Annotated in this window: 10 protein-coding genes; 7 read left to right on the top strand and 3 right to left on the bottom strand. The window is 62.0% G+C overall.

The window, feature by feature from the left end:
- The first annotated feature begins 77 nt into the window (after positions 1–77).
- Positions 78–962 (top strand): GNAT family N-acetyltransferase, encoded by an 885-nt coding sequence (locus ASF70_RS07780; RefSeq protein ID WP_062454017.1) that lies wholly within the window; start codon positions 78–80, stop codon positions 960–962.
- 122 nt (positions 963–1,084) lie between these two features.
- Here ASF70_RS07780 and ASF70_RS07785 read toward each other — a convergent pair whose 3' ends face one another.
- Together ASF70_RS07785 and ASF70_RS07790 are read right to left on the bottom strand one after the other, a co-directional pair.
- Positions 1,085–1,348: a type II toxin-antitoxin system prevent-host-death family antitoxin gene (locus ASF70_RS07785; RefSeq protein ID WP_062578846.1), complete on the bottom strand. Its 264-nt coding sequence runs from the start codon at positions 1,346–1,348 to the stop codon at positions 1,085–1,087.
- 84 nt (positions 1,349–1,432) lie between these two features.
- Positions 1,433–3,730: an NADP-dependent malic enzyme gene (locus tag ASF70_RS07790; protein ID WP_062578848.1), complete on the bottom strand. Its 2,298-nt coding sequence runs from the start codon at positions 3,728–3,730 to the stop codon at positions 1,433–1,435.
- A 213-nt stretch (positions 3,731–3,943) separates the two neighbouring features.
- Between ASF70_RS07790 and mutS the strand changes: the two genes are divergently transcribed.
- The 3 genes from mutS to ASF70_RS07805 all read left to right on the top strand — a co-directional run bounded on the left by mutS (position 3,944) and on the right by ASF70_RS07805 (position 8,142).
- Positions 3,944–6,592, top strand: coding sequence for a DNA mismatch repair protein MutS (gene mutS / locus ASF70_RS07795; protein ID WP_082471882.1), 2,649 nt, complete (start codon positions 3,944–3,946; stop codon positions 6,590–6,592).
- A 30-nt stretch (positions 6,593–6,622) separates the two neighbouring features.
- The gene (gene greA / locus ASF70_RS07800) at positions 6,623–7,105 is read left to right on the top strand and encodes a transcription elongation factor GreA (protein WP_062578852.1); all 483 of its coding nucleotides are present in this window, start codon (positions 6,623–6,625) and stop codon (positions 7,103–7,105) included.
- Between the two features lie 92 nt (positions 7,106–7,197).
- On the top strand, positions 7,198–8,142 hold the full coding sequence (locus ASF70_RS07805) for an MYG1 family protein (protein WP_062580123.1): 945 nt from the start codon (positions 7,198–7,200) through the stop codon (positions 8,140–8,142).
- Positions 8,143–8,146: 4 nt separating this feature from the next.
- On the opposite strand, the gene ASF70_RS07810 is transcribed toward ASF70_RS07805, so the two are convergent.
- Positions 8,147–9,199, bottom strand: a complete 1,053-nt coding sequence (locus tag ASF70_RS07810; RefSeq protein WP_162237959.1) for a dienelactone hydrolase family protein — start codon at positions 9,197–9,199, stop codon at positions 8,147–8,149.
- A gap of 126 nt (positions 9,200–9,325) precedes the next feature.
- On the opposite strand from ASF70_RS07810, the gene ASF70_RS07815 reads away from it, so the two are divergent.
- The 3 genes from ASF70_RS07815 (at position 9,326) to murJ (ending at position 15,201) form a co-directional block, all read left to right on the top strand.
- The gene (locus ASF70_RS07815) at positions 9,326–10,390 is read left to right on the top strand and encodes an AraC family transcriptional regulator (RefSeq protein ID WP_162237960.1); all 1,065 of its coding nucleotides are present in this window, start codon (positions 9,326–9,328) and stop codon (positions 10,388–10,390) included.
- A 175-nt stretch (positions 10,391–10,565) separates the two neighbouring features.
- Positions 10,566–13,436, top strand: a complete 2,871-nt coding sequence (locus tag ASF70_RS07820) for a [protein-PII] uridylyltransferase (RefSeq protein WP_062578858.1) — start codon at positions 10,566–10,568, stop codon at positions 13,434–13,436.
- A 172-nt stretch (positions 13,437–13,608) separates the two neighbouring features.
- Positions 13,609–15,201 carry a murein biosynthesis integral membrane protein MurJ gene (gene murJ, locus ASF70_RS07825; protein WP_062578860.1) on the top strand — a complete coding sequence of 531 codons (1,593 nt, stop codon included), beginning with the start codon at positions 13,609–13,611 and terminating at the stop codon, positions 15,199–15,201.

The raw sequence follows: 15,201 nt of genomic DNA on the forward strand, positions 1-15,201 counted from the left end.
GTGACGATATCTGTCACGCTCTTGTTGCAGATGCATGTTTAAACGCGGGTGATCCAACCGGTACGGGAAGAATCACCATGGCTATCGAACTCCTGAACCGCACATTGACCTCTGAGACAAAGCAGGCCCCGGCTGCTGATCCGGCAAATAGCCGCGTTGGTAGCGATGTGTTCGGCCGCATCGGCACGCTGGAAACGCGGCTTGCCCGCAACCTGCGCGAAATCGATGCCGCCCAGGCCGTGCGCTACCGCGTCTTCGTCGAGGAGATGGGCGCCACGATTGAGCCCGAGGCGATGCGGCTTCGACGGGATATCGATAGCTACGATGCGATCTGCGACCATCTGCTTGTCGTCGACAACGCGATAGACGGTGAAATCGAAGACCAGATCGTCGGAACCTACCGGCTTCTGCGCCAGAGCGTCGCTGAGGCGAATGGCGGGTTTTATTCGACGTCCGAGTTCGATATCGCGCCACTTCTCGCCCGCCATCCCGACAAGCAGTTCATGGAACTCGGCCGCTCCTGCGTGCTGCCCGAATACCGCACCAAACGCACCGTCGAACTGCTCTGGCAGGGCAACTGGGCCTATGCGCTGAAGCATGGTGTCAATGCCATGTTCGGCTGCGCCTCTTTCCCCGGCGTGCGTCCGGAAGAACACGCGCTGGCGCTGTCCTTCCTCCATCACAATGCGCTGGTGAAGGACGAGTGGATGGTCCACGCATTGCCTGATCTCAATCGCAACATGGATCTAATGCCGGCCGAGGCGATCAATCCGCGCCAAGCGCTTTCCGCCATGCCACCGCTGGTCAAGGGCTACCTTCGCCTCGGCGCCATGATCGGAATGGGAGCCGTCGTCGATCAGGCCTTCAACACCACGGATGTCCTGATCGTACTGCCGATCGCCTCGATCTCCGGTCGCTACATCAACTACTTCGGCGCCGACGCCGGCCGCTTCGCGAACTAGAGCGCTCTAGATTTGGAGCCTGGTCGGTCCGCAGTAGCGACCCACCATGTCGTGCACCGAGGATGGCAAGCGTTCGGACGCGGCGACAAGCCAGATCAGAAGATGGGAATCCGGCAACAGCCTCAATCGCGTCCGCCGTAGAACAGATCCTCGATCTCTTTGTCTAGCGCCTTATCCATGTCTTCCGGAATGAAGAACTGACCTTTGAGGAATCCGATCCGCCGTTTCCTGGGCCCGGTCACCTCGGGTGCGTCCGCCTCATCGACAGAAACCACCGTCACCAGCGGCTTGCCCGCCTTGGCGATCACGAACGGTTCCCCGTTCGCGGCTTCATCGACAAGCTGCGACAGGTTTTCTTCGGCTTCCTGAATGCTGACGGTCTTCATGAGAAGGGAACTCCGATCGGACCAGATGAAACACCCTAATCCGATCGGCTGAAGCTTTCAACAAAAGCGTCGGCGCGGGGTCTCTCAGGACCCCGCGTTATAGGCCGCAATCGCCGCCATGTTGACGATTTCGGAGTCCTTGGCGCCCATCTGGGTGATCTGCACCGATTTATCCAAACCGACCAGAAGCGGCCCGATCAGCGTCGAGGCACCGATTTCCTGCAGCATGCGGGTGGCGATCGAGGCCGAATGAATGGCCGGCATGACAAGCACGTTGGCCGTGCCGGAGAGGCGGCAGAACGGATACTGCTCCATGCGGCTGGCATTGAGCGCCACGTCGGCACCCATCTCGCCGTCATACTCGAAATCCACCCGGCGCCCGTCGAGGATCTTCACCGCCTCGCGGACCCGCTCCGACCGTTCGCCGATCGGCTGGCCGAAGGTGGAATAGGCAAGCAGCGCCACGCGGGGCTCGTAGCCCATGCGCTTGGCGACGCGCGCGGCTTCCACGGCGATGTCGGCGATCTGCTCGGCAGTCGGCATGTCGTGCACGGCGGTATCGGCCACGAAGATCGTCCGGCCGCGGGCCACCACGATCGACACGCCGATCACCCTGTGTCCGGGCTTGTCGTCGATGCAGCGGCGCACGTCGGAAAGAGCGGTCGCATAATTGCGCGTCGTGCCGGTTACCATCGCATCCGCATCGCCCACGGCCACCATGGTCGCGGCAAAATGGTTGCGGTCGTGGTGGATCAGCCGCTGCACGTCACGCAGAAGCAGGCCTTGGCGCTGCAGGCGGGCGTAGAGGAAGTCGATATAGGTATCGACGCGCTTGGAAATGCGCGCGTTGATGATCTCGATGCCGGGGCGTTCGAGGTCGATACCGGCCTTTTCCGCCGTCTCGCGGATCACATCGTCGCGGCCGAGCAGGATGGCGGTGCCGAGACCCTGGCTGCAGAACGAGATCGCGGCCCGCATGACCTGCTCTTCTTCGGCTTCGGCAAACACCACGCGCTTGGGGAAGCGGCGAACCCGGTCGTAGATACCTTGCGTCGTTGCAGCGATCGGGTCGCGGCGGGCGGAAAGCTCGCGACCATAGGCGTCAAGGTCGGTGATGTCGCGACGCGCTGCTCCGCTTTCCATTGCAGCTCTGGCAACGGCGACGGGAATGGCCGAGATCAGCCGCGGATCGAACGGCACGGGAATGATGTATTGCGGCCCGAAACGCGGGCGGTTGCCCTGGTAGGCGGCAGCCACGTCATCAGGCACGTCCTCGCGGGCAAGATCGGCCAGCGCCTGCGCGGCGGCAATCTTCATCGCATCGTTGATCTGCCGGGCTCGCACATCGAGCGCACCGCGGAAGATGTAGGGAAAGCCCAGCACGTTGTTGACCTGGTTCGGATAGTCCGAGCGGCCGGTCGCCATGATCGCGTCGTCGCGGATCCGCGCCACTTCTTCCGGCGTGATTTCCGGATCGGGATTGGCCATCGCGAAAATGATCGGCTTGTCCGCCATCGAGCGGATCATCGCTTCGGTAAACGCACCCTTCTGGGAAAGACCGAACACCACGTCGGCACCCTTCATGGCCTCTTCCAGCGTCCGGCTGTCGGACTTGACGGCGTGGGCGCTCTTCCACTGGTTCATACCCTCGGTGCGACCCTGGTAGATCACGCCCTTGGTGTCGCAGAGGATGATGTTGGCAGGGTTGAACCCCATCGCCTTGATCAGTTCGATACAGGCGATCGCGGCAGCGCCCGCGCCATTGCAAACCAGCTTCGTCGTCTTGAGGTCGCGGCCGGTCAGTTCCAGCGCGTTGATGAGACCGGCGGCGGCGATGATCGCCGTGCCGTGCTGGTCGTCATGGAAAACCGGAATATCCATCAGCTCGCGCAGACGGCTCTCGATGATGAAGCATTCCGGCGCCTTGATATCCTCGAGATTGATGCCGCCGAAGGACGGGCCGAGATAGCGCACGCAGTTGATGAATTCGTCTACGTTTTCCGTATCGACCTCGAGATCGATACTGTCCACATCGGCAAACCGCTTGAACAGGACAGACTTGCCTTCCATGACAGGCTTTGATGCCAGTGCACCGAGATTGCCGAGACCAAGGATTGCCGTGCCGTTGGAAATCACGGCCACCATGTTGCCGCGCGTCGTGTAGTCATAGGCCTTGGAAGGGTCGGCGGCGATCGCCAGAACCGGCACGGCGACTCCAGGCGAATAGGCCAGCGAGAGGTCGCGCTGCGTCGCCATCGGCTTTGTCGGGGTGATCTCGAGCTTGCCGGGACGGCCCTGCGAGTGGAAATCAAGCGCTTCCTGCTCGGTCACCGACGCTCTGTTGCGCGTGTTCTTTTCCGGCGTCTTGTCGTTTGCGGGCATTGGCCTCTCCAGCTTTTTGTGGGCAGCGCCCCTCGAGGTCGCGGGGGATGTTGTAATTCAAGGGTCATCACCGATAGTGTCGCCTCTTTCCAGACGCAACAATAAATCTGCGCAACAAACATTGGTGCCGTGACCCATTTTCAAAGACCTACGCTCGATGCCCTGACGACCGACCAGCTGGCTTCGGAGGAAAGCCGCGCGTCGGCAACGCCGATGATGGAACAGTTCATCGAGATCAAGGCCAACAATCCCGGATCGCTGCTGTTCTATCGGATGGGCGATTTTTACGAGCTGTTCTTCGAGGATGCGATCGATGCCTCGCGCGCGCTCGGCATTACGCTGACGAGGCGAGGCCAGCATATGGGGCAGGACATTCCGATGTGCGGCGTGCCTGTTCATGCAGCGGATGACTATCTGCAGCGGCTGATCATGCTCGGCTTCCGCGTCGCCGTCTGCGAACAGGTGGAAGATCCGGCGGAAGCGAAGAAGCGCGGCTCCAAATCGGTGGTCAAACGCGATGTCGTGCGGCTCGTCACGCCCGGCACAATCACCGAGGAAAAGCTGCTCGTCGCCTCGGAATCCAACTACCTGATGACGCTTGCCCGCATCAAGGGCGCTGCCGAACCGCTGATGGCGCTTGCCTGGATCGATATCTCCACCGGCGTCTTCCGGCTGGCGGAAACCGAGCCGTCGCGCCTGCTGGCCGACATCCTGCGGATCGAGCCGCGCGAACTGATCATGCCGGATACGATGTTTCACGATGCGGAACTGAAGCCGGTCTTCGACGTGCTTGGCCGCGTCGCTGTGCCGCAGCCTTCGGTCCTGTTCGACAGCGCCACCTCGGAAGGCCGCATCGCGCGCTATTTCGGCGTCGGCACGCTAGATGGCTTCGGCACGTTTTCCCGCGCTGAAATGGCAGCGGCCGCAGCTGCCATCGCCTATGTGGAAAAGACCCAGATGGCGGAGCGCCCGCCGCTCGGCCGGCCGGAGCGCGAAAGCGGCGCCTCGACGCTGTTCATCGATCCAGCCACCCGCGGCAATCTGGAACTGACGAAAACCTTGTCAGGCGAGCGCGAAGGCACGCTCCTGAAAGCGATCGACCGAACCGTCACCGGCGGCGGTGCAAGGCTTCTGGCCGAACGGCTGATGTCGCCGCTGACGGATCCGGACCGCATCAACCGAAGGCTCGATTCCGTCTCCTTCCTCGGGGACGAGCCGGGCCTGTGTTCGGATCTGCGCTCCTCGCTGAAACACGTGCCGGATATGCCGCGCGCTTTGTCACGTCTGGCGCTCGATCGCGGCGGCCCGCGTGATCTCGGCGCGATCCTTGCTGGCCTTGAAGCAGCGCGTGGCGTTGCAAGCTTCCTCAGTGGTGCCATGCTGCCGCAGGAACTGTCGGAAGCGCTCGATGATCTGAAGATGCTGCCGGGGGAACTCGAAACCCTGCTTGGCACCACACTTGCGGAAGACCTTCCGCTTCTCAAGCGCGATGGCGGCTTTCTTGCGGATGGTGCACGTGCCGAACTGGACGAGGTACGCGCACTGCGCGATCAGTCGCGCAAGGTCATCGCCGGGCTGCAGCTGCAATATGCCGAAGAGACCGGTATCAAGTCGCTCAAGATCAAGCACAACAACGTGCTCGGCTATTTCATCGAGGTGACCGCTGGCAATGCCGGCCCGATGACCGATACGCCGGAAGCCAAGGCGCGCTTCATCCATCGCCAGACCATGGCGAATGCGATGCGCTTCACCACGACCGAACTGGCCGATCTCGAAAGCCGCATCGCCAACGCCGCCGACCAGGCGCTGACGATCGAGCTCGAAGCCTTCCGTCTCATGGTCGAGGCGGTGATTGGCGAAGCCGAGGCCATCAAGGCCGGCGCCCGCGCGCTTGCCATCGTGGATGTCGCAGCCGGACTTGCGATGCTCGCCGAGGAGTGGGACTACCGCCGCCCGGCGGTCGATGCGTCCCGCATGTTCGCGATCGAAGGCGGTCGCCATCCGGTGGTCGAGCAGGCCCTGCGCCGTCAGTCGTCAGGACCGTTCATCGCCAACGAATGCGATCTTTCACCTGCCGGAACCGACGAGTTCGGCGCCCTGTGGCTCCTCACCGGTCCCAACATGGGCGGTAAATCGACGTTTCTGCGCCAGAACGCGCTGATTGCCATCCTCGCCCAGATGGGGTCCTTCGTTCCTGCCGCGTCCGCCCATATCGGCATTGTCGACCGCCTGTTTTCCCGCGTCGGAGCCTCCGACGATCTTGCCCGCGGCCGTTCCACCTTCATGGTCGAAATGGTCGAGACGGCAGCGATCCTCAACCAGGCGACGGACCGTTCGCTGGTCATCCTTGATGAGATCGGCCGCGGCACGGCAACCTTCGACGGCCTGTCGATTGCCTGGGCCGCAGTCGAGCACCTGCACGAAAGCAACCGCTGCCGTGGGCTGTTCGCCACCCATTTCCACGAACTCACCGTGCTCTCGGAAAAGCTCAACCGCCTTTCCAATGCCACGATGAAGGTCAAGGAATGGGATGGCGAGGTGATCTTCCTGCATGAAGTCGGACCCGGTGCTGCCGATCGCTCCTACGGTATCCAGGTCGCACGGCTTGCCGGCCTGCCCGACAGCGTTGTCGCCCGTGCCCGAGATGTGCTGACCAAGCTTGAGGACAGCGATCGCAAGAACCCCGCAAGCCAGCTCATCGACGATCTGCCGCTGTTCCAGGTGGCGGTGAGAAAAGATGAGATGAAGCGCGGTCCGTCAAAGGTCGAGGAAGCGCTGAAAGCCATCAATCCGGACGAAATGAGCCCGCGCGATGCGCTCGACGCCCTATATGCGTTGAAGAAGCAACTTGCGGCCAAGTAAGGCCGCATCTCAGTTGAAAGGAACACGCACGTGAGCGTCGCCTTCGTGAAGGAAGAAAGTGCCGAAACCGCAGCGGAAACCCAGCTGCCGGACAGGCCCGTCTCGTCGCATCCCAACCTCGTCACCGAGGCCGGCCTGAAGGCGCTCGAGGCGCAGCTTCGTACCGCAAAAAGGGCTTTTGACGCGGCCAACACGGTTGAGGACGTCAACGAGCGCCGCCGCCAGGCCGCAGGTCCCGCGCGCGACCTCCGCTACTTCGCCGAGAGGCTGCACAGCGCTCAGCTAGTGCCTGCACCGGTTTCGACTGAAGTCGTCGCCTTCGGCAACACGGTGCGCTTCAGCCGTGACGACGGCCGCGAGCAGGCTTATCGCATCGTCGGCGAGGATGAGGCCGATCCGAAGGAAGGTTCGATCTCCTACGTTTCTCCCGTTGCAAGTGCGCTTCTGGGCAAGTCGGTCGGCGATGTCGTGACCGTAAACGGTCATGAACTCGAAATTACTGCAATTTCCTGACGCATTCTCCCGAAACCACACCTCAGCGCTTGAGAAGGCCCTCCGCTCCGGCTATCTGATTCTTTCCATTGAAAGAAAAGGCTGATCGCGGCATGACTCCAGATTATCTCGTCACCCATTCCGGTGGCTTCCATGCCGACGAACTCCTGTCCAGTGTCATCCTGACGCGGCTGTTCCCCGATGCACGCATCGTCCGCAGCCGGGCTCCCGAATGGATCACGCCGGGTGGCGACCGCATCATCTACGACGTCGGCGGCTCCTTCGACGCGCAGGCGCAGATTTTCGATCATCACCAGCGCGGTGCGCCCTTGCGAGATGACGGCGCGCCGTTCAGTTCCTTCGGCCTGATCTGGAAGCACTACGGCCGCGATTACCTGCTCGCCTTCGGCGTACCGGAAGCCCATGTCGAGGCCGTGCACGCAGCCTTCGATACCAAGTTCGTACTGCCCATCGACCTGATGGACAATGGCGCGCTCAGCCCCTCGGTCGCAGGTCCGATGGCCGGCCTGACACTGCCGTCGCTTCTTGAAACGTTGAAGCCCGCCTTCGACGAAAAGGACGAAGGCGCCGATGACCGTGCCTTCCATGCAGCGCTCGTCATCGCCCGCGCCTTTGTCGAAGCCGGCATTTCCCAGCGCGCCGCAAAGCTGCGGGCAGAGACGCTGGTTCTGGACGCCATTGCCAAGGCCGGCGAGGGGCGCATTCTCGAATTGCCGATGGGCATGCCGTTCCGCCCCGCCATCCTGAAGGCCGGCGCCGATCAGCTTCTCTTCGTCGTCCACCCGCGCGACAAGGACTGGTGCGTCACCGGCATCCGCCGCGCCGATGACGGTTTCGAACTGCGCGCCGATCTCCCCGCCGCATGGGCCGGCCTCACCAATGCAGATCTGGAAGCCGCATCCGGCGTCGAAGGCGCCACGTTCTGCCACAACGGCCGCTTTATCGCCGCCGCCAGAACCCGCGAAGCAACGCTCGCCATGGCGGAACTCGCGGTGAAGGAGGCCCTGTCTAAAGGCCTCCTCCCTGCGGCTGGCTGAGCGCTCAGCGTTCCAGCAGCGTTCTGCGAAGAAAGACGGCAATATTGAAGAAGATCTGCTGATGCAGCTTTTCGCGTGGGATGTCGCTCACCTCATCGCAAACCGGATCATCCTCATACTGCTTCAGCAATTCTGCTCCATTCGCGTTGCAGATGCTGAGGAACGAGAAATGGTTTGCGCCGGGAACTAGCGCGTAGTTGGCCTCCGGAATATCGACCGCCAGCGACTGGGCGTTGGTGCCGGACATGATGCCGTCGCCTTCGCCGAGGTTGATGAAAAGCATTGGTCTATCGATGCCGGCAAGACTTTCGTTCTGGTAAGCCATGGCAAAACCCGGATCGACCGCAATCACCGCTGAAACGCGCTTGTCGCCATAACCACCTTCGAATGCCTCCCGATCGACTTGGGAAAAATCCACCCCGCCCTTCTGAAACCAGTTGCAGCCCGCATCCTTGCCGCCTGCCTCCGCGCAATGGGTGACAAAGGTCTGAAGCGACGCGCGGGCACCGGCGGTCAGCATCATCGTGGTGCCCCCAAGCGAAAAACCGATGCCGCCGATCCGATCCTTGTCGACAAGCGCGCTCCAGGTGGCGCTCGTCGTCAGTGTATCGATCAGGGCCGAAACATCCTGTGCCCGCTCCCAGATCTTGAAGCTTTCCACCGGAATGGAATCGCCTGAGGTCGAGTGGATATGATTGGGTGCCGCAACGATGAAGCCGTTGCGCGCGAGTTCTGTCGAAAGCCAGCCCAGCCCCGCTGCATTGCCGCCCGAGCCATGGCTCAAAATGACCAGCGGAAACTTCTCCTGCACCGGCGTGGCATTACGGCGAGCAGGCACGCCGACCCACAGAGCATCGGCACCCAGCGTATAGGGATCGCCGTCGGCCTTTGCCGGATAGGTGATCAGCACCCTCTCGGGTTGGGTTCGATGCGAAGGATTGATCTGGATCCACTGGGTTCCCGCCTCGAAGGCGAAGGCCGGCAAGGCGGTTGCGGAATACCCGAAACCGATCAGGGCAAGGGTTGCAAGGCGAAGGCGGGGTAGGGGCAGGGCCATGGAAATCTCCATCGGGGTTGTGAACGGCACCATCCTTGCGCCTGTATCTGCCTGCCTTTCGACCTCGATCGTGATATGGTCGGACCTCAAACATGTTTCAGGCCATTTACCGCCGGGGTCACTGCAGTGCTCTCTATCCCTTTGCCGTTTCTGGTCGGTATCGTCTTTGCCCTTGCGCTCTATCACAGCCTCAAAGGCGTCGACGTGCCGGGAAGCCGTCGCTACTTCGTCGCATTTGTCGTTCTCTATGCGGCCCAAGGCTTGGTCGTCGGCCTTCATTTCGGCTACGGCATAACGGCACTCGCACCGGTTCAGCCGGTCACCGCCTCCGTCATGCCGCCGCTCGCATTTCTCGCCTTCCAGTCGCTTTCCGGCGGCGGGCGATCTGCACCCTGGCGCCACCTCGCCGCACCGTTTTGCGTCGGCACTTCGGTCGTCTTCGCACCGATCCTGGTCGATCCGCTCCTGCTGGTGATCTTTCTCTTTTACGGCGTCGCCCTCTGGCGGCTGACCCGTTCGGAAGGTTCCGATCTCATGGTCGAAGCCAGCCTTCAGCGAATGCGTCCCGCCCTGCGGGCCGCAAGAATGACGGCCGCGCTGATGCTGTTTTTCGCAGTCAGCGATGCTGCCCTCTCGATCTACACAACGTTCAACGGGAGGGACGACATTCCGCTTGTCCTGACGGCGATCAACATCGTCGTTCTCGTGGTGACCGGCATCTACTATCTTGCGCCGGAAGCAGGAGAAGGCCCGCTGCCGAACGGGAAGGCAAATGAGGCCAATCCACAGGATGAGGGTCTCGTCGCGCGCGCGACAGAGGCTTTGGATCGGGACGGTCTCTACCGCGACGAAAACCTCAGTCTTGCAAAACTGGCCCGCAAAGCGGGCGTGCCTGCGCGGGATCTGTCAGTTGCCATCAACCGCGCAACCGGCCTCAATATCTCGCAGTTCGTCAACAGACGCCGGATCGCGGAAGCATGTCTGCAGCTTCGCGAAACCAACCGGCCGGCGACGGTCATCATGTTCGATGTCGGGTTTTCGACCAAGTCGAACTTCAACCGCGAGTTTCGCCGCATCACCGGCATGAGCCCGCGTCAGTGGCGCAGCGGATCGAAGTCTATCGCAGACCCGGGCAATATCGGGCTTGACGTTCCGGTCGCGAACAAACAACTTGGCGCCGTCAAGCCGTAACCGTGGTAAGCACGCTGCTCACATGCGGAGCGCTCTGCGGTAACGGCTGCGCAACAAAAATGAGCTAAAGCGTATGGGGCAGGGCCGCAGGGACCTGGGAACGCTTTAGGGGAGGTGCCCGAAATCCGTCGTCGTCTCCATCGGGAATGGAGAGGGCGGGCACCGGCAGGAAGACATGGCCAAGCAAGCAACAAGACAAGATCATCGTCACGATATCGATTTTTCCGAACTGATGGACGTCGCCGGCCTGCAGACGGAATGCCGCGAGGCGCTCGGAACCAAGGATCGGCCGCTGCTGGAATCGCGGGCAGCTCTCCTGCCGATCCTGCGGCAGGCCAGTGTCGACGGTCGCGAAAAGGCACGCGAACTGCTGAGCCAGGATGGCAGCGGTCTTCGCTGCGCCCGCCGCATATCCTGGATCCAGGACCAGCTGATCTGCGTCCTCAATGAAACCATCACCGAGAGCCTCTATCCGGAAGGCCGCGAGATCGCCGTTGCCGCCACCGGCGGTTACGGCCGCGGCACGCTCGCGCCAGGGTCCGATATCGATCTTCTTTTCCTGCTGCCCGAAAAGAATTCCGATGCCATGCGCAAGGCGGTGGAATTCCTGCTCTATCTCCTGTGGGACATGGGCTTCAAGGTCGGCCATGCCACCCGCACGGTGGAGGAATGCATTCGCCTGTCGAAAACCGACATGACGATCCGCACCGCCATTCTCGAATGCCGCCCGATCTGCGGCAGCGGCGCGCTGGTCAATCAGCTGATGTCGCGCTTCGATCTGGAAGTCGTTGCCGGCACCGGTCCGGAATTCGTCGCCGCCAAACTTGCCGAGCGCGACCAGCGCCACAAGAAGGCGGGCGACACACGTTATCTGGTCGAGCCCAACGTCAAGGAGGGCAAGGGCGGCCTGCGCGACCTGCACACGCTGTTCTGGATCGCCAAATATTACTACCGCGTCCGCGAAACGACCGAACTCGTCAAGCTCGGCGTCCTCTCGCGCGAGGAGGCACGGTCCTTCGAAAAGGCCGACGACTTTCTCTGGGCGGTGCGCTGCCAGATGCATTTTCTGACGGGCAAGGCGGAGGAACGTCTGTCGTTCGACATTCAGCGCGATATCGCGGCAAGCCTCGGCTACAATGCGCGGCCTGGCCTCTCCTCCGTCGAACGCTTCATGAAGCATTATTTCCTGGTCGCGAAGAACGTCGGCGACCTCACCCGCATTCTCTGCGCAGCGCTGGAGGACCAGCAGGCGAAGGCCGCACCCGGCCTCACCCAGCGCGTCATCTCGCGCTTCACCAAGCGGCTGCACAAGATTGCCGGCTCCGTCGAATTCGTGGAGGACCGCGGTCGCATCACGCTCGCCGATCCGGGCGTCTTCAAGCGCGATCCGGTCAGCCTGATCCGCTTTTTCCACGTGGCGGACCTGACCGGGCTGGAACTGCATCCCGACGCGCTGAAAAGCATCACCCGATCGCTTTCGCTTATCGACAGTGCCCTGCGCGAAGACGACGAGGCGAACCGCCTCTTTCTCTCCATCCTCACCTCCAGGCGGGATCCCGGCCTGATGCTGCGGCGAATGAACGAGGCCGGCGTGCTTGGCCGCTTCATTCCCGAATTCGGCAAGGTCGTGGCGATGATGCAGTTCAACATGTATCACCACTACACGGTCGACGAGCATCTGATCCGCTCGGTCGATGCGCTGTCGGAGATCGATCACGGCCGCGCGGCGGACATGCATCCGCTCGCCAACAAGCTGATGCCGACGATCGAAGAGCGCGCGGCGCTCTACGTCGCAGTTCTGATCCATGACATCGCCAAGGGCCGCCAGGAGGATCATTCGATCGCCGGCGCCCGGATCGCGCGCAAACTCTGCCCGCGTCTCGGTCTCAACGCCAAGCAGACCGAACTCGTCGTCTGGCTGGTGGAACAACACCTGATCATGTCGATGACGGCGCAGACCCGCGATCTGCATGACCGCAAGACCATCGCCGACTTTGCCGAAAAAGTCCGGTCGCTGGATCGGTTGAAGCTGCTGCTGGTCTTGACCATCTGCGATATCCGCGCCGTCGGCCCGGGTGTCTGGAACGGCTGGAAGGGTCAGCTGCTGCGCACCCTGTACTATGAGACGGAGCTCCGGCTCTCCGGCGGCTTCTCCGAAGCATCTGGCAAGGAACGGGCAAAGGTGGCGGAGGAAGATCTCGCCAACGCCCTGTCCGACTGGAGCGAGCAGGACCGCGAGGCGCTGGTGAAGCTGCATTACCAGCCGTATCTCCTCTCCGTACCCGTCGAGGACCAGGTGCGCCACGCGAGCTTCATCCGCGAAACCGACAAGGCCGGCAAGCCGCTCGCCACCATGGTACGCACCGACAGTTTCCGGGCGATCACCGAAATCACGGTTCTGGCGCCCGACCATCCGCGTCTTTTGTCGATTATAGCAGGCGCCTGTGCCGCCGCCGGTGCCAACATCGCCGATGCGCAGATCTTCACCACCTCCGATGGCCGCGCGCTGGATACGATCCACATCAACCGGGAATTTGCGGTCGATGACGACGAGATGCGCCGTGGCGGCACGATCGGACGGATGATCGAGGATGTGCTCGCCGGCAAGAAACGCCTGCCGGAAGTCATCGCCAGCCGCGCGAAAGCCAAGAAGAACAAGAACAAGGCCTTCGATATCCCGCCGTCGGCGATCGTCTCCAACGGGCTTTCCAACAAGTTCACCGTGGTCGAAGTGGAATGCCTCGATCGCACCGGTTTGCTTGCGGAAATCACCGCGGCACTTGCCGATCTTTCGCTGGATATCCAGTCGGCGCGCATCACCACGTTTGGCGAAAAGGTGATCGATACGTTCTACGTCACCGATCTCGTCGGCCATAAGGTCACCAACGAAAACCGCCAGGGCAATATCATCGCCCGGCTGAAGGCGGTCATGGCCGAACAGGAAGACGAGCTTCAGGAAGCCATGCCGGATGGGATCGTCGCGCCCCAGCCGGCGGCTGCCGACGGAGCGAATGTCTTGCCGCGGAAGTCGAAAGCCGGTGTCTGAAACACGACACCGGTGCTATCCCTGCTGAACGGGTGCTTCGTTCGGTCCGCTCTTTTGCGCCACAGAAACAGTGGGGCAGGGCGCCGGACGGATGACGCACGCCAATGCACAGGTAGAACATGAACAATCCCAGCTTCCCCAAGCATGAGCGCAAGACGATGAGCCAAGCCCGATGAGCCTCGCCAGAAAATTCGCAACCGTCGGCGGCGCAACGCTCGGCAGCCGCATTTTCGGTTTCGCCCGTGAAACCTTCATGGCGGCGGCCCTTGGCACGGGGCCGATGGCAGACGTGTTTTACGCCGCCTTCCGGTTTCCCAACCTGTTTCGCCGTCTGTTTGCCGAAGGCGCCTTCAACGCCGCTTTCGTTCCACTGTTTTCCAAGGAAATCGAGGCGAACGGCGTCGATGGTGCCAAGCGGTTTTCCGAAGAGGTCTTCGGCGTCCTGTTTTCTGCGCTGCTGATCATCACCATCGCAATGCAGCTGGCCATGCCCTGGCTGGTGCGGTGGGTCATTGCCCCGGGCTTTGCCGATGACGCGGAAAAGACGGCGCTGACGGTGCGCATGGCCATCGTCATGTTCCCTTATCTCATGTGCATGTCGCTGACGGCGATGATGAGCGGCATGCTCAACTCGCTGCATCATTTCTTTGCCGCCGCCATCGCGCCGGTGTTCTTGAACGTCGTGATGATCGCAGCGCTTTTCTACGGCCTCTGGGTCGGCGCCGATCCGCGCGAAATCGCCTGGTACCTGTCTTGGAGCGTGCTGGTTGCGGGCGTGTTGCAGCTTGGCGTCGTCTATCTGGGCGTGCGCCATGCGGGCATCAATATCGGCTTTCGCCGGCCGAAGATGACGCCCAACGTCAAGCGCCTGCTCTGGCTGGCCGTCCCTGCCGCGATCACCGGCGGCATTACCCAGATCAACCAGATCATCGGCCAGGCGATTGCGTCGGGCAAGGAAGGCGCAATCGCTGCCCTGCAATATGCCGACCGCATCTATCAGCTGCCGCTCGGTGTCGTCGGCGTTGCCGTCGGCGTGGTGCTGCTGCCCGAATTGTCGCGGGCGCTGAAGGGCGGCCACGTCAAGGAAGCGGGCAATATCCAGAACCGATCGATCGAATTCGTGCTGTTCCTGACGCTTCCTGCGGCAGCGGGTCTGTGGATGCTGTCGGATGCGATCATCCGCGTGCTTTACGAGCGCGGTGCGTTTTCAGCGGAAAACACCGCCGTCGTCGGCTCGATCCTTGCCATCTATGGCATCGGTCTTCCGGGTTTCGTTCTGATCAAGGCGCTGCAGCCGGGCTTTTATGCCCGCGAGGATACCAAAACGCCGATGCGCTTCACGATGGTGTCGGTCGTCATCAACTCCGGCCTCGCCATCACGCTGTTTCCGATGATTGCCGAACGCGGCATCGCGACGGCAGAGGCCGCGGCCGGATGGATCAACACGGTCTTGCTATTCTCGACGCTGGTCTGGCGGGGTGATCTCGTCTGGGAATGGGCGCTTGCCCGGCGTACCGCCTTGCTGCTTGTCGCGACAGGGGTGATGGCGGCGGCGCTCTTCTATGCGCTGCCCTATGCCAGCCCGTGGCTGCAGCCCGGCTCGCATCTTCTGACCCAGGTTCTGGCTCTGGCCTGCCTTCTGGGGATTGCAATGGTCGTCTATTTCGCCTGCGCGTTTGCGATCGGCGGTGCCGATCTCGGCATGATCAGGCGAAACATCAAGCGGAAGCCAAAGTCTGCTGTACCACCACCGCCGGAGTCCTGA

Source organism: Rhizobium sp. Leaf321 (genome assembly GCF_001423215.1).
In the GTDB taxonomy this organism is placed as follows: Bacteria; Pseudomonadota; Alphaproteobacteria; order Rhizobiales; family Rhizobiaceae; genus Neorhizobium; species Neorhizobium soli.